Annotated in this window: 11 protein-coding genes; 7 read left to right on the top strand and 4 right to left on the bottom strand. The window is 47.8% G+C overall.

Annotation, left to right across the window (positions count from 1 at the left end):
• Positions 1–743: 743 nt before the first annotated feature.
• The 4 genes from EDC63_RS04440 to EDC63_RS04430 form a co-directional block, all read right to left on the bottom strand.
• Entirely contained in the window at positions 744–1292 is a 549-nt protein-coding gene (locus EDC63_RS04440) for a hypothetical protein (RefSeq protein WP_124948282.1), read from the bottom strand.
• Positions 1293–1824: 532 nt separating this feature from the next.
• Entirely contained in the window at positions 1825–2001 is a 177-nt protein-coding gene (locus EDC63_RS18515; RefSeq protein ID WP_165922907.1) for a hypothetical protein, read from the bottom strand.
• Positions 2002–2435: 434 nt separating this feature from the next.
• Positions 2436–3278 carry a c-type cytochrome gene (locus tag EDC63_RS04435; protein ID WP_124948281.1) on the bottom strand — a complete coding sequence of 281 codons (843 nt, stop codon included), beginning with the start codon at positions 3276–3278 and terminating at the stop codon, positions 2436–2438.
• A 27-nt stretch (positions 3279–3305) separates the two neighbouring features.
• Positions 3306–4601 carry an NAD(P)-binding domain-containing protein gene (locus EDC63_RS04430; RefSeq protein WP_124948280.1) on the bottom strand — a complete coding sequence of 432 codons (1296 nt, stop codon included), beginning with the start codon at positions 4599–4601 and terminating at the stop codon, positions 3306–3308.
• A gap of 147 nt (positions 4602–4748) precedes the next feature.
• On the opposite strand from EDC63_RS04430, the gene EDC63_RS04425 reads away from it, so the two are divergent.
• From EDC63_RS04425 to ccmB, 7 genes are all read left to right on the top strand, one after another.
• Positions 4749–5636 (top strand): hypothetical protein, encoded by an 888-nt coding sequence (locus EDC63_RS04425; RefSeq protein ID WP_124948279.1) that lies wholly within the window; start codon positions 4749–4751, stop codon positions 5634–5636.
• The gene (locus EDC63_RS04420) at positions 5611–7431 is read left to right on the top strand and encodes a cytochrome c3 family protein (RefSeq protein WP_124948278.1); all 1821 of its coding nucleotides are present in this window, start codon (positions 5611–5613) and stop codon (positions 7429–7431) included. Before EDC63_RS04425 ends, EDC63_RS04420 begins: the two co-directional genes overlap by 26 nt.
• Positions 7432–7601: 170 nt before the next feature.
• Positions 7602–12665 (top strand): cytochrome c3 family protein, encoded by a 5064-nt coding sequence (locus tag EDC63_RS04415; RefSeq protein ID WP_132920890.1) that lies wholly within the window; start codon positions 7602–7604, stop codon positions 12663–12665.
• Between the two features lie 91 nt (positions 12666–12756).
• Entirely contained in the window at positions 12757–15144 is a 2388-nt protein-coding gene (locus tag EDC63_RS04410; protein ID WP_124948276.1) for a hypothetical protein, read from the top strand.
• A 113-nt stretch (positions 15145–15257) separates the two neighbouring features.
• Positions 15258–16115, top strand: coding sequence for a TPR domain-containing protein (locus EDC63_RS04405; RefSeq protein WP_124948275.1), 858 nt, complete (start codon positions 15258–15260; stop codon positions 16113–16115).
• 225 nt (positions 16116–16340) lie between these two features.
• Positions 16341–16949 carry a cytochrome c biogenesis heme-transporting ATPase CcmA gene (gene ccmA, locus EDC63_RS04400; protein ID WP_124948274.1) on the top strand — a complete coding sequence of 203 codons (609 nt, stop codon included), beginning with the start codon at positions 16341–16343 and terminating at the stop codon, positions 16947–16949.
• The gene (ccmB, locus tag EDC63_RS04395) at positions 16949–17614 is read left to right on the top strand and encodes a heme exporter protein CcmB (protein WP_124948273.1); all 666 of its coding nucleotides are present in this window, start codon (positions 16949–16951) and stop codon (positions 17612–17614) included. Before ccmA ends, ccmB begins: the two co-directional genes overlap by 1 nt.

The raw sequence follows: 17614 nt of genomic DNA, 5'->3' as shown, positions 1-17614 counted from the left end.
TGCCATTAATGCAAAATTATCAGAGATATTAGCGTTTCAAGTTTCTTCAACATGACTGCCTGCTTAGGGTCAGGTATGGCGGTACGCCTACCAACAAAGCTGACATACGCAAATATTTTGTAGATATTATTTATCAGCTACATGTGGCTAGAAACTGGCTTGTAGCCTATGTCCGACAGACTATATTGTAAAAGTGTTTTTGTCGGAGTGCTTTTATTGATAATCCGACAGACTTTGCAATGATTTTGTTAATTTTCAACTGCCATAGAAATCAAATAGCTATGAGTTTCGTTTTCGATAGACTTTATTGTTTTAGATCAATATAAAACAATAAAGTCTGTCGGACATTAACGTTTAAAAGGCCTGGTTTTTACACTGGGCTTCTTAAATTTAATCATGGTATTTTGCATTTCGAATGTGTTCTGCCATTCTCTAGCGTGCCAAATGGCAGTTTTCGTTTAGAGTTGAAGGTGTCTCAAAGTCGGCCTAAGGAAACACTGAAGAGGTTATGAAAATGATGTCGGCGTTACCTGCCACAATGTTCGCTTCACCTGAACAGTCACAATCGAACTGCTTGGGACGGAGCTCTATTCTTTTCACAAATTCATTTGGGCTCCGCCCCTTAGGTTCCGAACGATTATCGGGAAATGTGAATTTCACAAAAAGCAATCCAAAGAAGGTGAAACTGTGCGATGCTTTGCCATGAAAAAACCCACCGGGCAAAGGTGGGGTACTCGGTCAGGCTACGGTGTGGTTCTCAAACTCACCGCACGCATCCTGTCAATTTTCTCGATAACAGCTTGATAGAGATCATGATCGGAATCGGGGTTGTTGCGGTCTGGATGGTGGGTACTACGGATCTTTTTCAGTTTAGTCATATCATCTGGCAGGTCATGTACCTTGGTCACCCGGTCACCGTTTTTGACCATCATGCGCTGAAGCTCAGCCTCTGCGCCTTCGCGTGTGTCATATAACTTCTTGCTGCCAAGACGCCAACCATCCTGGTTTTTGCGTGGTGATAGCTTTTCTTTACTATCGAACCATATCCATTTGCCGGTATCGGGATCCTGTTCAAAATGAATGGTGGTGATGGCGTATGTGTAAACGGGCGGCTCGATTTCCTTGGCGAATAGGTTGATGACCTTGCCGACAGTTCCCACTGTCGCAAGGTAATACGCGCCTGCCTCATGCGGGCAGAACGCGCTACTGTGCGTTGGTTCAGGTTTGCTGTCGTTACTTGATGAATTCATTTCAGCCATGCGACTGAGTGCTTTGCGTTGTGCGTTGGTCACTGGTATTGCTCCTTAATATTTGTTGAAACCCACTGGGATCCCATCTCGCTGAAGGGATTACCCACTGGACTCCTAGACTGCCAATACAGCTTTGAAGCGATCATGTCTTGCGTCCGAGTCTTTCTTGAACACATCGTCGCTGGCAGTCAGAGACTGATCCGCTCGAAAAAAAAGCCACCTCAAAGGATGGCCTGATTGCTTGCTATGTCTGGCTCCCCGAGTAGGCTTCGAATCTACGGCCTGTGAATTAACGGTCGTATACCTAAGCCACCACTGGGGCGGCAAACAATTAAATAAAGTGCATAATTATACTGCATCTGATGTAAATATGCTGCATATTGCCGAGTCTAGAGCAGAAAATAACAAAATCAAAGGTACCTGAGTCGATTTCATTTCAGCTTTGTTACTACCTCCAAAAAATTCGATTCCAGTAACTTTGGTTAGGGATGTAATGCTTGCCCCCAAGATATCCAAATGCGAATCATGTCAACGATAATATCTCGGCCTTATGTGAAGCTTCACATAAGGCCGATTATGCACAGTGCTTGATTATGTCAAGTGAAGGATCAAAATGCGCACCAAACGCTGATTTGCCACGGCAAGCACGAATTTCGATCTTCACATAATCACCGAGCCATAAGGCCATCCACCTGTGAGCAAGGCGGACGATAACGATGGATTTTGGCAGGCGTTCATAATTCAAATGCACAGGACTTCACCGACAGGGCAGCCTGGTTGGGGATACACTCGGCCTGATGGAAAGAGATGTGTTACATAACAGTCCGTTGTCCGTTACATCTCAGTCCAAACAAAAGTGGAAATTATGTTAAGCGCTCGCAGTTGTCAATCAACGTCGGGGCCGCTCCCAACAACCACTCTAGCGAAAAACTACCTCGCTACTTCTCATAATCAAGCGCTGTGCATAATCGGCCAAAGCGGTCTGCCGCTACCGCCAGAATTCGGTTAACGATGAATGACGACTTTGCGGCACGCTGTTAGCAGAATGCAATTCCTGCAGTGTACCAGCTACGGTCACTTTTTGTTGATCTGTGCCTGCGAATGAGAGCTGTCAGTGAGTAACTTGTCAGGATCCAACGCTGCTGGATAATATGCCAATTAACGCCAAATCACTCATTTACAATATTAGCGCTGAATTGCCATCTGTTGAAGATAGGATAAAAGTTCGTCCAGCTGCGTATCGCTCAACACAGACGGTGTAAATCCAGGCATGGCGAGCCTATTCCAGTTTCGTACCGATGTCGGGTCGCGAATCAGTTTGCGTAAAAATGGTTCCTTGAAATATTCGGTGGGGCTTAAAGGAATGTTTAGATCCGGTCCCACCGCCGCATCGCCGCCGCCATTCATCTTGTGACATGTCGCACAGTTGGCAATAAACACATGCATTCCGCGTTGCTCAGGGCTGTTCGCTTCGGTCTTCGGCAGAATTTGCGGGTAGCGTTTTTCCAGTGGCGCTGCTTCCGAAATTTTTGCAATCTGATACGGCCACTGCTCAGGTGAGATACCCGCTTTTTCAGGCGCTAGCCATACCAAATAGAATGGCCCTGCGCTGCTGCTTCCCGACTTTAATGGTGGCCATCCTTTATTAGCCTGTTCTATTGCCAACCATGGTTGTGCTTCGCTGGTAAGCAAGCTACCGGGAATATTGGCTACAAATCCATCTAGCGCAGTAAACTGTACTGATTCGATGAGCGGCATCGATGTGATCAATGCGGATAAAGGTATGGCCTGATAGCTTGTTGTGCGTTTATATACTATGTCGCTTCGAACTTTAATGGTTCGTAGGGCAGGGAGCCTGAGTAGTTCTGTGCGGGTAAGGTGTTGCTTTTGCGTGCCGAATGAAATATCAATCGACGGTTCTGCCGCGTATGTAACGTTGGTGGCTACTGGCAATATAATTGTGAGCAGTGCGTAGACAGCAAGGCGGCTAAGAATTTGGATACATGAAATGTGAGCTACGTTCTTCATTTCGTCTTGGGTTCCTACCCTGTCATCTTAAGTGCCATAGTGCGCATTCACTTGAACCCCAATTTTTTTGAGCATGGGGGTAGGTAATTCTCCCCCTGCGCAAACGATGATTGCCTGGTTGGGTAGTTCGATTAGTTCGTCACCTTTTTTAAGAATTGCCAGTTCTGGGGTGATTTCTTTGACTGTCGTTTCTAATTCAACTTGAACGCGATGTTTGGCGATGGCTTGGTCTAGCCTGTCGCGGTTTTTGGGTTTGACCCGGCTGAAGGCGTTGCTGCGATAAGAAATTGTGACGATGGTGCCAGGTTGGTCGCTGATATCCAAAGCCGCTTCAAGTGCGCTGTCTCCACCGCCAACTACCAGTACGTGGAGGTTTCGATACTGTTCGGCTTCGATCAGTCGATAAACAACTTTGGGGTGTTCTTCCCCTTTGGCGCCCAGTTTGCGAGGGGTGCCCCTACGTCCAATGGAGAGCAATACATTTGCAGTGCGGTAGCTGCCTTTGTTGGTTTTAACCACGAATAAGCCATCTTCTTGGCTGATATCTTCCATCCGTTCACTGAAGTGGATGTCCAGGCTGGTCTTTTTAAGTACACCCAGCCAGATTTCCATTAGCGACTCCTTGCTTATTTCACGCACTTTTATCTCGCCGATCAGGGGTAAATTCATCGGTGAGGTCATCACCAGTTTATTACGCGGATAATGGTAAGTGGTGCCGCCGAGAGAATCTTCCTGTTCGATAGTGACAGAATGTAAATTACTCTGCTTGGCGGCAAGCGAGGCGGAAATTCCGGCAGGCCCGGCTCCCACAATGACAACATCTAAATCAGCCTTACCTCTTGGGCGACTTGAGATTGTTCCGATAGCCTGAGTGCCTTGCCTGACTGCGTTGCGAATTAATCCCATACCTCCCAGTTCACCAGCAATGAAGATGCCGGGAACATTGGTTTCGAATTCCGGTGTGACATGGGGGATTTCCATACCACGTTTGGCTGTACCAAAAACTAATTTGATTGCGCCAACGGGGCACGCTGGTGCACATGCGCCGTGGCCGATGCAGTGAGAAGGGTTAACCAGCAGGCCCTTGCCACTGATGACACCCAATGCACTTTCCGGACATGCGCGGACACAAGCACCGGAACCTATGCAGATGGTGGCGTCTACGACGGGGTGCAACGAAGGAGGCTCAGTCAAGCCTGATTCCACAGCCTCTTTCAGAACTTCCGCATGGCGTTTGTGGGCCTTTTTATTGGATCTTATATGTAGTGCAATCGCAATCAGGACGAACAATGCCGGTACAAGATAGAAGACGAAATCAGACATAAATTAATATTAATGACAAAATTGGTAACGGAACATTATAATCGCGAATACCCATGTGTATAGATGGGTTTAAGTGACGGATTGTTCACTTTACCGTATTCCCTGGATATAAATAAAATAAAGCATAACCAATTATATTCAAAATTAATGAACGCCATACCCTTAGATATACAAATTAAACCCATCACAAAAACCGCACTGCTGTGGCTGTGGCGCTTTTCCGTTGGGCTATTAGTACTGCTTGTTCTTGGCCTGGCCTGGTTGGTGGCTTTCGCCGACCTTTTTGTTGCAGGATCTGATTTAGGCTATAACCTTGGCTTGGCAGGTGGGTTAATCATGCTTAGCCTGTTGCTTTATCCCTTGCGTAAGCGTGTTCGTGCGCTGGAACGACTTGGGCAAATGGAAAACTGGTTTCGTTACCATATGTTCATGGGAATTGGCGGCCCAGTGCTTATCCTGTTTCATACCACCTTCAAAACCGGCTCGATGAATGCCAATATTGCCTTGCTCTCAATGTTGCTGGTTGCTTTGAGTGGTGTAGTAGGACGTTTTGTTTACCGCCGTATTCACCGCGGTATGTACGGAAGAGAAATTACACTGGCAGAACTGGAGGCCGAATTCAAGGAGCGCCAGGAACATATTGGATCGGTTTTTTCGTTACAACCAAACATTGAGCACAGGCTTAAGGATTTTCATCAGGCAGCTTTTGCTCCGATTGACAGTACGCTACATCGAGTCTGGCGTTTCATGACGATGCGACATAGGGGGAAAAAGCTCTCGCGTAGAATTCGTCACGATGCCAAAAAAGTGTTGGTTGCAGAAGCAAAAAAGCAGGGCTGGCCCCACGCGCAACTTCTACTTAACTACAACTTGGCCAAACGACAAATAGACGACTATCTTTTTGCAATCATCCGGCTCGCCCAGATGGCGGGGTGGACAAAATTGTTCTCTCTCTGGCATCTTGCTCATGTACCTTTCATCTATCTGTTGGTCTTCAGCGGGATCGCTCATGTTATTGCGGTTCATCTTTACTAGCTTGTTGCTATTGCTGACCAGCTTTGCTGGTGTGGCGAATGCTGCTCAGTTTGAAAAGGCTTTGATGCCGGGCGCAGTGATTCAAGGTCACGCCAAATACGAACTGGACTGCAACAAATGTCACAAGCGTTTTGACAAAGTCGCCCAAGCCAAGCTTTGCGTCGATTGTCACAAGGAAATCGCAGCGGATATTAGCAGCAAGACAAGAATGCACGGGAAGCTTGAGGATAGCACTTGTCGTAATTGTCATACCGAGCATAAGGGGCGCAACGCAAAGCTTGCGGTTTTAGATAAAGAAAAATTTGATCACAGTTACACCAATTTTCAACTCAAGGGTGCGCACAAGGATGCGCGCACCAAGTGTGCCAGCTGCCATGTTTCCAAAGTAAAGTACCGTGACACGCCTAAATTGTGCAATGACTGCCACAAGCAGGACGACCAGGAAAAAGGGCATAAGGGCAGTCTGGGCAAGAAGTGCGAAAGCTGCCACGACGAAAAATCCTGGAAAGAAGCTCGTTTCGATCACGAGAAAACCAAATTCTCGCTGCTAGGCGGGAAACACGCGGACGTTAAGTGCAAGGAGTGTCATGCGGATAAAACATTCCAGCACACGCCGCTTACCTGTAATGGTTGCCATAAAAAGGATGATCAGGAAAAAGGCCACAAGGGTAGATATGGCACTAAATGCGAATCCTGCCATAACGATAAAGGGTGGAAAGAGATCACATTTAATCACGATGCTGATACCCACTATGCATTGAAGGGGAAACATCGGCAGGCTAAATGTGAGTCCTGTCATTTACCTGAGAAAGGGGCGCTATATCAGCAGCAAAAGTTGCCGACAAAATGTGTTGCCTGCCATAAAAAAGATGATCAGGACAAGGGGCACCGCGGTAACTTGGGTGAAAAATGCGAGACCTGCCATAACGAACGCGGATGGAAAAATTCAGTCTTTGATCATGATGATACGGATTTTCCCCTGCGGGATAAGCACCGGGATGCTAAATGTGAGTCCTGTCACAAGGGCGGTATTTCCGGTCCGAATGCCAAAATAAAAGTGGATAAGGAATGCGTGGCTTGTCACCGCAAGGACGATGACGCCAAAGGTCACAAAGGTCGCTATGGCGCAAAATGTGAAACCTGCCATACAGCGAAGGACTGGAAGACCAGTATCTTCAATCACGATCGAGAAACCAAATACGCGCTGAAGGGCAAGCACATAAAAACCAAGTGCGATGCCTGCCATGTTCCCGAGAAAGGGCCCATCTATAAAGTCAAGTTAGGCAGCCAGTGTATTGATTGCCACCGCGGGGATGACAAGCACAAGGGGCAGCTTGGCAATAAGTGCGAAAGTTGCCATAACGAGAAGCGCTGGCAAGAAGCCCCTTTTGATCATAATAAGTCGCGTTTTCAATTGACAGGTAGCCACGCCAAGGTGGAATGCAAGAAATGTCATCTGACTCCGGCATTCAAAGATGCGCCTTCCACCTGTATTGCATGCCATGAAAAAGATGACAAGCACAAGCGGCGGTTCGGCACCAAGTGTGAGTCTTGTCACTACACTGGTACATGGCAATCATGGGACTTTGACCATGGTACTACTCGCTTTGCACTGGATGGGGCGCACATAAAAGTGGCCTGTTATGACTGTCATAAGGAAACAGCCGGTAGTCAGAGCAAACCTGGCAGAGCATGTGTCAGTTGTCACTTGAAGGACGATGTGCACAATGGCGGCTTCAGCGGTCAATGTGAGCGTTGTCATGTTGCAAGCAGCTGGAAAAAAGTACGTAGATAGAAGTGGTTGTGGGTGGTTCACCCATGGTTTTCATGGAGTTATAGAAATTATTTTTAGTTAACACAAAATTAATTGAACTTTTTTTGATTGTTGATATACAATTGCGAAAAAAGTGAAGGTAACCCACATGTCATCTCTGTCGGTTGGGTTTAACCATATGAAAATAAAAAATGATTTCTCGGAAAAAGCTTATTGATCGCCTGATACGACAATTGACCTTAACGGTCTTTTTTGTGTTTGCCGCATTTTTTTCTGGTGTAACCTCAGCTGCAACCTCTGTTTCTGGAGGCTTGTCTTTCGATCATAACACCACAGGTTTTTTTCTGGATGGCGCCCATGCCAAAGAAACTTGTGAATCCTGCCACATTCAGGGGCAGTTTCGCGGCACTCCTCGGGATTGTGCAACATGCCACCGACCCGGTGGGCGATCACCCGGTAAAACAGCAACGCACGTGCCAACAACCACAGCCTGTGATGCTTGTCACGGTAATATAACCTGGGCCCCCAGCAATTTTCAACATCGTACAACACAAGGAATCGTTCAGGGCGCGTGCAATACTTGCCATAACGGTGGTACTGCAACTGGTAAACCTTCTACGCACGTTCAGACAAGTTCTTCTTGCGATTCGTGTCATAAAACTTCATCCTGGCTACCTGCCGGCTATACTCACGCCCTTGTAGCTCCTGGTACATGCGCCACCTGTCATAATGGAACGCGCGCTACAGGCAAGCCGGCAACGCATATTCCTACTACGGCTTCCTGTGATTCTTGTCATGCGGCTGGTGTATCCTTTGCGCCAATATCTGTTGGTGTGAGCGGAATGCACGCAAATATGGCAGGCCCAGCAGCGGCTGGTAATTGTTCTACCTGTCACAGCGGTTCGTTTCTTTCGCAGAATGCCCAGGTCAAACCACCAACACACATTCCCACCACTGCACAGTGCGATACTTGCCACAGTTCTACGACTTCATGGGCAACTGCTGCCAAACCAAATCATGCAACGATCACCCCGTCTGTAGTGGGGCGTTGTTCGGATTGTCATAATAGTGTCAATGCACTGGGAAAACCTTCTAATCACATCCCTACTTCAAAACAGTGTGATAGTTGTCATACTAATTTCGCGGCATTCAAGCCAGCACTCATGAATCATATTGGTACGGTCGGTCAATGTTCAACTTGTCACAGCGGTGCTTACAATTTCGCAAACGCTCAAGCAAAACCCAATATACACATCCCAACAACTGCACAGTGTGATACATGTCACGTCAGTGGTTTCATATCCTGGTCGCCTGCGACAATGGACCATACGGGTATGGCAGGGAAATGTGCAACTTGCCACAGCGGTGTGTTTATTTCCCAGAACGCGCAAACCAAGCCAGTAACTCATGTCAGTACTACCGCCCAGTGCGATTCCTGTCATAATTCAACAACTTCCTTTGCGACGGCGGTTTTTAATCACGCTGCTGCTAGTCCCGCAGTAACTGGCCGTTGTTCAAGCTGCCATAACGGCTCGTCGGCGCTTGGTAAGCCGGTTTCACATATTCCAACTGGAGCGCAGTGTGACAGTTGTCATACTAGTTTCACTGCCTTCAAGCCGGCACAGATGAACCATGGCGGTTTGAGTGGGCAGTGTTCTACTTGCCACAATGGCTCCTATCTTTTCGCGAATGCGCTAACACGGCCAATCAACCACATTCCAAGCATTGCCCAATGCGATACCTGTCACATTAGTGGTTTTGTTAACTGGAGCCCCGCCACGATGAACCATAGCGGGTTGAACGGATTGTGTTCTGCTTGCCACAGTGGAGCTTACCTCGCTCAGAATGCCCAGATGAAGCCTGTTACGCATATCAGTACAACTGCGCAGTGCGATAGCTGCCACTCATCTACAATTTCATGGGCAACAGCAGTTTATGCGCATGATGCCAGCGCTAACGGTCAATGCTCTACATGTCATAATGGCACAACAGCGCTAGGTAAACCAACTAACCACATACCAACAAGCGTACAGTGCGATACCTGTCATACTAACTTCTCGTCTTTCAGACCAGCCCGGATGAGTCATACCGGAACGTCAGGCCAGTGTGCTTCTTGTCATAGTGGCAGTTTCGTATTTGCAAATGCATTGGGCAGACCGGTTAACCATATTCCGACTATTTCCCAGTGCGATACCTGTCATACGGCTGGTTTTGTAGCCTGGATGCCATCTGTGATGAATCATACAGGCCTTCAGGGTTCATGTTCGAACTGCCATAGTGGTGCTTTCGTTGCGCAAAATGCGCAGATGAAGACGCCAACTCATATAGCGACCACAGCTCAGTGTGATACCTGTCACAATTCAACCGTAAGTTGGGCGACCGGCACCTTTAACCATGGCGCAGCTTCGCCCCCAGTGGCAGGTCGTTGCGCTACTTGCCACAATGGTACTTCTGCTTTGGGTAAGCCAACAAATCACATTCCGACCACTGCTCAGTGCGACACTTGTCATACTAATACAACCGCCTTCGCTCCAGCAGCCATGAGCCATGGCAATACTACCGGGCCGGTTTCTACTGGAAACTGCTCAACGTGTCATAATGGCACTTTTCTTGCCTCCAATGCGCTGACCAAAACACCTACGCATCTGATCACATCTGCCCAATGCGATGTATGCCATAAGTCAACGATCACCTGGGCTGGCGCTTCTTATACGCACGACGCCACCGCAACCGGTAACTGTTCGTCATGTCATAACGGCGCTACAGTTATAGGCAAGCCGGTAACGCATATCCCTACTAACGTGCAGTGTGATGCCTGCCATACTAATTACACTGCATTTAAACCAGCGAGGATGAATCATGCTGGATTAACTGGTCAATGCTCTACCTGTCACAGCGGGTCTTATACTACAGTCAATGCACTGAGTAAGCCGGCTATTCACATCCCGACTGGCGCTCAGTGCGACGTTTGCCACGTGAACGGTTTCACCGCTTTCGCTCCTGGCGTTATGAGTCATGCCAGCACAAACTCACCGGTTGCGGCGGGGAATTGTTCTACTTGTCACAGCGGTACCTATCTTGCTCAAAACGCCCAGATGAAGTCGCCGACTCATATATCCACCACGGCACAGTGCGATACTTGTCACAGTTCAACGACCACTTGGGCAACTTCTACCTTTAACCATTCAGTTGCATCCCCGCCTGTTACTGGTCGCTGTTCCACTTGCCATAATGGCACTAATGCCCTTGGTAAGCCAACCAACCACATTCCTACGGCAGCGCAGTGTGATACCTGCCATACTGGTTTTGTTGCCTTTGCTCCGGGGCTTATGAATCATAGTGGTACAAGTGGTCCAGTTGCTGCTGGCAATTGCGCTACGTGTCATAGCGGCGCTTATGTTGCTATCAATGCACAAATCAAGCCGGCTACACATATCCCGACCACGCAATCCTGCGATACTTGTCATGGTACGGTTGCCTGGAAACCAACCAGTTACTCCCATCAGGGCGTAATAGCCGGAACTTGTGCAAGCTGTCACAATGGTTCGACAGCTCTCGGAAAATTGTCGACCCATTTGCCGACAAGTGCATCGTGTGATGTGTGTCATACCAATTTCAACGCGTTTGCTCCAGCCTATATGAACCATGCGGGTTCTACTGGGCCATTGACGGCAGGCAATTGTTCAACCTGTCACACTGGGGCATATCTTTCGCTCAACGCGCAGGTCAAGCCAGCAACTCACGTCAGTACCACTGCACAATGCGATACTTGCCATAAATCGACAACATCTTGGGCTACTGCCACTTATACACACGATGCTTCAGCGGTAGGCCAATGTTCTACTTGCCATAATGGAACGACTGCTCTGGGTAAACCAACCACCCATATTCCTACCTCTGCACAATGTTCTACCTGTCATAATAACTACAATAGCTTCCGTCCTGCCACGATGAGTCACACTGCAACGACGGGACCGGTCGCAGTAGCTAATTGCACGACTTGTCACAATGGCAGCTATATTCCGGTTAACGCATTAGCCAAGCCTGCTACGCATATCCCGACAACATCCCAATGCGATAGCTGCCATACTCGGGGCTATGCTGCCTGGTCTCCGTCTGTGATGAATCACGCAGGGTTGACTGGTCAATGCTCCACTTGTCACAGCGGTGCCTATGTTGCTCAAAATGCGCAGACAAAAACCCCAACTCATATTTTGACTACAGCGCAGTGCGATACCTGTCATAACTCGACCACTACATGGACGACAGGCACTTATAATCATGCTACCGCAAGCCCGCCAGCCACCGGCCGTTGCTCAACTTGTCATAACGGTACGAATGCACTAGGTAAGCCATCCACGCATATACCTACTACAGCACAGTGCGATACTTGCCATTTGAATTACACGGCTTTTAATCCGGCTGTAATGAGTCACAGCAGTACAACAGGCCCGGTTGCAACAGGTAATTGCGCAACTTGTCATAATGGAGCCTATGTTGCTATTAATGCCTTGGCCAAAAATGCAACACATATACCTACAACCCAGTCCTGCGATGCTTGTCATTCAACAACCGCCTGGAAACCCACCAGTTTCGCTCACGTTGGCGTCGTGGCTGGCACTTGTGCTACTTGTCACAACAACGTCAATGCAAGCGGTAAGTCTACCCCGCACATCCCGACGACACAGTCTTGCGATGCCTGTCATCGAACCGGGCTTTCTTGGCTACCACTTATTACTCCTTATTCGCATACTGGTGTAGCTTCAACCGGTTGCAGTAATTGTCATAGCAGTGCTTATCCAAATATTGACGTAAAACCTGCTAATCACTTGCCTACTACGGGAGCATGTGAATCCTGCCACCATAGTTTTTCCACTTGGTTGCCAACGACGTTTAATCATTCTGGAGTTGTAACGGGAACTTGCCAAACTTGCCATGGTGGTTCTTATACAGATATCACTGTGAAACCTGGAAATCATATTCCGACCCTTACCCCTGCCGGAATGCCAGGAAATGAATGCTCTTTGTGTCACAGCAGCACAACTTCATTCGCAGTTGAAAGAATGAATCACGGTAGCATGCAGACTTCGTGCATAACTTGTCATGACGCGTCAGCATCTTACCTCGGAAACATGATAAAGAGCACCCGTACGTCGAATCACCATGGTGTAAATGCGGTTGGTAAAGATTGCTCTTCAAGTGGCTGTCATAAGCCACTGGGTTCTAAGGGTAGTACTTACATTAAATGGAACTGATGTTGCGTAACCTGTTTAAGGCTCAAGTAAGCCTTGCGATTTTAATTCATGCACCGAAAAATCGGCTTGCTTAGTGCTTACATTGCTGAATATGTCATTTATTAATTGTCTTTCTTCCCAGCTACGCTGCTTTCTGACAGTTTTTTTATTGTTCGTATGTTCAGTAGCTAACGCCCAGATCATTGACCACATCGATGTCACGCCAGGTGAGCATGATGCAGAGATTGTTATCCATTTTTCAGAAAAAATTCTGTATTTAAGGCACATTCCCTTAAATGAAGGGGTAAAACTGCGTATTTTCTTACGACTGATTGATACTAATCTATTGGAAAGTGATCTGGTACAGGAAATTGTTCGGTCACCTAAAACCGAACGAGTTCCGGATTTAACCATATTATACCCAGAGCTGATTAATGGGATGTTGGTTACTTTTTCACAGTCAACTAAATATTCGGTACGACCCGGTTCGGATGGTCAAAGTATTGCTATCACAGTGCCTTTGCTCCCGGCAGAAAAAAAATCTTCTGCTCCAGTGCCAGAGGTAAAAAAACCGATAGAAAAAATTGCAAAAGAATTGCCACCTGTTTCCACGGTAATGCCGGCCCCACTATCGGTTCCGTCAAAAGTTGCGCCTGTGATTCAACCTGCACCAGCACCAATTAAAACGCCACCAGTGAGCCAACCGATTGATGCGATGTCACAAGGAGCCAAAGAAAGTGGGGTATCCCCGGTTCCTCAAGCCCCTATGCCTTCCTCAACCGAGATTGAAACGCGCGCTAAGGCTTATATGGATGAGGCGCGACACGCAATTGCTGCAAAAGATTCTGCGACAGCGGTTAATCGTTTATATCGGGTTTTAGGTCTACCTGCCAGCAGTCAAACAGAAGCTGCTCAAGCACTTATTGGTGAGGCAAGAGAGATGAGTGGTGAGGTTCTTAAGGCTCGTGCTGAGTATGATTTGTATCTCAAGTTGTTTCCCTCTGGCCCCAATGCCCAGCATGTCAAAGAGCGCCTTGCTGCTTTGCCTAAGGGTGCATCTATTGCTCGATCTACTACAAGGGCGTTACCAAAGGAGGCTGGTCCAGCAGACTGGACTTTCAACGGTAGTGTTTCCTCTTACTATTACACAGGAAAATCGCAGATCGAGACATTAGTTCCTCCGCCTCCGGGGCAGCTGACTTTTAATCGTGATACTTTGTCGTTGGTAGATCAGGATTCGTTGATTACCTCTATTAATCTCAATGCCAGACGACGGGATGCCTTCAGGGATACACGCTTAGTCGTTCGTGGTACGGACAATCATAATTACCTTTCGCCCACTCGCAGTTACACACGACTTTACTCAGCCTATCTTGACCATACTGATCGTCAAGCGGGATATTACTTCAGAGTGGGGAGGCAAAACCCGAATGGCATGGGCGTCATGGACCGTTTTGATGGTCTCCAGGCTGGTTTTAACCTGAATCCGGAATGGCGGATTAATGGGGTATATGGGGATGCTGTAGAGTTCAATTCTCCATTCAAGAAAAACTTTTATGGCGCGAGCGTCGATCTGTTGCCTCAAATCGGATTGCCTGGAGTCAGTGTTTACGCAATTGAGCAGACCTTAGATGATCTTGCTAACCGTCGCGCTATTGGAACGGAGGTCCGTTATTTCGATGGGCATGTAACAGCATACGGTATGCTCGACTATGATGTTTTGTATAAAGGTGTCAATATTGCCTTGTTGCAGGGAAATTACTTGAGTGACAAAGGGGATAATTACTTTTTTGTATTAGATCATCGTCGCGCACCATCTTATAGTTTGACCAACGCTTTGCCCGCTGCACCTGGATTGTCACTGCAGGAAATGATTGCGTTGCAAGGCCTTGACCAGGTACGTACACAAGCCACTTCCTTGACAGCTATATCTGATATGTTCGCAATAGGTGTAACGCATCCTCTTTCGGAGAACTGGCAGGTTGGTGTGGACTACAGATTGTCCTCCATTTCCAGCACTGAGCCTGTCAAGGCAGTATTGCCGCTAGCGTTGATCGGCACCTGTATTGGCGTAATTGACCCAGTGAATGAGACTTGTATAATCGACACAGCTTCTCAGCAGGCATCAGGCATGAACCATGTAGTGTCTTTTCAGGCTGTGGGTACCAATTTATTTTCTTCCAATGCTGTTGGAGTAGCAAACCTCAGCTTGATTCAAGCACCGACTTATTCAGGGCAAGCGTTGAGCTTAAGTTATGTCTTCCCATTCTGGGAAAAATGGCGACTTGATACTAATCTTCGTTATTATACTCAGAAGGATGATAGCGATAATAAGCAGGACCGGATCTCACCTAGTCTGAAGCTTGCCTATCAATGGCGTACCAGCCTTTACCTGGAAGGGGAAGTGGGGCATGAGGTGTCTAATTCCTCTGGGCCAACCCGCGACGATCACTCTAGCCGGGATTATATGTATATGGGTGTACGGTGGGACATACATTAAAAATGTGCGCACGTCTTTTCTAAAACTACACTGGATAGTATCTTCCGGCTTTTCATTGCTTCAGAACGAATACCTAATCATCATTTCATAAAAACGCCACCGGAGATTCAACCGTGATTTTTTTTACCATTATAGTTGTTGTCGCTCTTATTTTTGCTGTGCTAGCTGTTGGCGGTTTTTTACCCTTCTGGAGCAGGGACCAAGGGAGCGAGATTAGTGCTGCATTAAGGGTGCTTTTGCTTGAGCGAGCAGAGGGAAAAGTGAGCAGTGAAGAATTCGAGCGACGTCAGGCTGCGCTACACGCTTCGTTGATTGGCTCGCCGCAGCAAGATCCAACAGCGAAGCAGCCCAACCTGCGAATGATAGTAATTGTGGTTATTTCCGTAGTGGTGGTACCGCTAGTTGTATTGTACGCTTTCATTGGTAAGCCGAAAGACATAGAAACAACGCCTGCACCGGTGGCTTTTTCAGAGATGAATGCACAGCCACCTAAAACACAGTTGCAGTCTCCTCCGAAGGCTAACTCAGGTGGTGACCTTAATGTGGCTGTTAAGCATCTGGCAGATAAAATGGCCAAAGATCCTAATAATGGCGAAGGTTGGCTTTTGCTTGCACGTACTTATGGGGAGCTTCGTCAGAGTAAAGAAGCGGCAGCCGCTTATTCTAAAGCAGCTGCACTGATCCCCTTAAATGCTGCAATGCTAAGCGAGTGGGCAGATGCTCATGTGCTTGCTAATGGACGAAAATGGGATGATGAATCGCGCGATATCGTGAAACGGGCATTGGTTTCTGATCCGAAAAATCTGAAAGCACTTGCGCTGGCTGGTAGCGAAGCTTTTGACCGAGCTGATTACAAGCAGGCGGTGATTCTCTGGAAGCGGTTGCAGGCAGCTGCCCCCGCTGATTCACAGTTTGCAAAACTGGCTGAGATGAATATCAAGGAAGCAAACTCCAAATTGGCGGGAAAGTGACCAAATAAGGGTGTCATGATATTTCAGCCTGGCGTTGATTTCTATGCAAGGTTCAGTGGGATGGTTTGTATCTTGTGTCAAACTTGATTATAAAGTAGATTCTTAACTATATTTAACTGGCATTCAAACCGCGCTAGTCTGTTATAATTTAAGAAATTTTTAGTCATTGCCGGTTAATTTTGATCGACCATGATTTGTGTTGTCCCAATAACCACATGACATTTTATGCTGGAAGCGATTTCCCTTCAGTGTGTGCGCGGCGATCGCGAGCTATTCAATAACCTGAACTTTGCACTTGGCTCGGGCGAAATGCTGTTGGTGAGTGGATCCAACGGTACGGGTAAAACCAGCTTGCTGCGTTTATTGTGTGGTCTTGCACAACCTGCAACGGGTGAGGTGCATTGGCAAGGCGAAAATATTCAGGATCAACGAAGTGAGTATTGCCATAGCATGGCTTACCTCGGCCATCACAATGGTGTAAAAGAAGAATTGTCCCCCTTGGAAAACTTGAGCTTTGCCGCTACTGTGGCAGGCGTTGTTGCGCCTGAAGATAAGATTGGGGAGGTGCTGAACCGGGTTGGTCTTTGTGGATGTGAGGAACTTCCGGCAAAAATGTTGTCTCAAGGACAACGGCGTCGCATAGCACTGGCACGATTGCTGCTTGCTGAATCTCGTTTGTGGATTCTGGATGAACCGCTTGCCGCATTGGATGTGCAGGCAGTAGCACTGGTTGAGGAAATGCTGTCAGAACATCTGACAGGGGGTGGGCTAGTAGTGCTTACGACGCATCAGCCACTTAAGATCAGTTTCAATTTTGAGATTCGTGTCGGCTGATGGGTGATGTTTTTTGCATTATAAGGCGTGATATCCAGCTGGCACTGCGCCGACGTGCAGACGTGCTGACAGTGTTTTTCTTCTTCATAGTGGCAGCTAGCCTCTTCCCACTTGGCGTCGGGCCGGAAACGAAATTGTTGCGGGCTATGGGGCCAGGAGTTATCTGGGTATCCGCATTGCTCGCTGCGCTGTTGTCATTGAGCAGAATGTTTGCGGCTGATTATGCGGACGGTACGTTGGAACAGATGGTATTGTCGCCTCGCCCGTTAGCGTTGCTGACACTTGGGAAGGCGCTGGCGCATTGGATTGTGACCGGGTTGCCACTGACATTGATTGCGCCGGTGATCGGCGTGCAATATGGTTTGTCAGGAGAGTCTCTGACAGTTTTGGTGATTGCGCTTTTGCTGGGTACGCCGGTATTGAGTTTGATTGGTGGTATTGGTGCCGCACTGACCCTTGGATTGCGAGGCGGTGGTGCATTGCTTGCGTTGCTGGTGTTGCCGCTGTACATTCCTGTATTGGTTTTTGGTGCTGGTGCAGTGGAAGCAGTGAGTGGCGGCTTAAGCGCTGAAGCTCATTTTTCGATTCTGGGTGCGCTGCTTTTATTGTCGCTTTTGCTTGCGCCGCTAGCGACAGCAGCAGCTTTGCGGATTGCGTTGGAGTAA

Origin of the sequence: Sulfurirhabdus autotrophica, assembly GCF_004346685.1 — a bacterium.
GTDB classification, from domain to species: Bacteria; Pseudomonadota; Gammaproteobacteria; order Burkholderiales; family SMCO01; genus Sulfurirhabdus; species Sulfurirhabdus autotrophica.
Note: the sequence above shows the minus strand (reverse complement) of the source record. Positions and strands in the feature narration are given on the sequence as shown.

Excerpts from the sequence above, each read along its gene's own strand:
- EDC63_RS04435 (WP_124948281.1), bottom strand. The coding sequence starts at position 3,278 with ATGAAGAACGTAGCTCACATTTCATGTATCCAAATTCTTAGCCGCCTT.
- EDC63_RS04430 (WP_124948280.1), bottom strand. The coding sequence starts at position 4,601 with ATGTCTGATTTCGTCTTCTATCTTGTACCGGCATTGTTCGTCCTGATT.
- EDC63_RS04425 (WP_124948279.1), top strand. The coding sequence starts at position 4,749 with ATGAACGCCATACCCTTAGATATACAAATTAAACCCATCACAAAAACC.
- EDC63_RS04420 (WP_124948278.1), top strand. The coding sequence starts at position 5,611 with ATGTTATTGCGGTTCATCTTTACTAGCTTGTTGCTATTGCTGACCAGC.
- EDC63_RS04415 (WP_132920890.1), top strand. The coding sequence starts at position 7,602 with ATGATTTCTCGGAAAAAGCTTATTGATCGCCTGATACGACAATTGACC.
- EDC63_RS04410 (WP_124948276.1), top strand. The coding sequence starts at position 12,757 with ATGTCATTTATTAATTGTCTTTCTTCCCAGCTACGCTGCTTTCTGACA.
- ccmA (WP_124948274.1), top strand. The coding sequence starts at position 16,341 with ATGCTGGAAGCGATTTCCCTTCAGTGTGTGCGCGGCGATCGCGAGCTA.
- ccmB (WP_124948273.1), top strand. The coding sequence starts at position 16,949 with ATGGGTGATGTTTTTTGCATTATAAGGCGTGATATCCAGCTGGCACTG.